Here is a 270-nt window from a genome sequence, read left to right as displayed (position 1 = left end):
CTCCTGACGCAGATCGATACGCACCAGCGGCACGCCGAAACATTTCACGCGGCGCAGCGTATCAAGCAACTGACCGTTGGCGATAATGCCCATGCCGCACTTTTGCAGTGACTGATAGATGGTAAAAAGCGGATCCCACAGCTGATCGTTGGAGACCAGCAGATCGGCCGGGCGCGGCAGACGTTCACCTTTCAGGCGACGTTCCAGGAATGACTGGGTAGTCATTAACTGGCTGCGCAGGCGTTTCAGGATCATACGATAAGGTTCAAG

The 270-nt window shown here is 55.6% G+C and carries 1 protein-coding gene; it reads right to left on the bottom strand.

Annotation, left to right across the window (positions count from 1 at the left end; all coding sequences use genetic code 11):
• A partial coding sequence (locus tag SB765_RS29900) for a phosphoenolpyruvate carboxylase (protein ID WP_410932530.1) occupies nt 1–255 on the bottom strand: 255 nt, incomplete at its 3' end.
• Nucleotides 256–270 lie beyond the last annotated feature (15 nt).

Origin of the sequence: Pseudomonas sp. SIMBA_067, assembly GCF_046534675.1 — a bacterium.
In the GTDB taxonomy this organism is placed as follows: domain Bacteria; phylum Pseudomonadota; class Gammaproteobacteria; order Pseudomonadales; family Pseudomonadaceae; genus Aquipseudomonas; species Aquipseudomonas putida.
The sequence above is the reverse complement of the archived record's forward strand: the minus strand, read 5'-3'. Positions and strand labels throughout refer to the sequence as shown.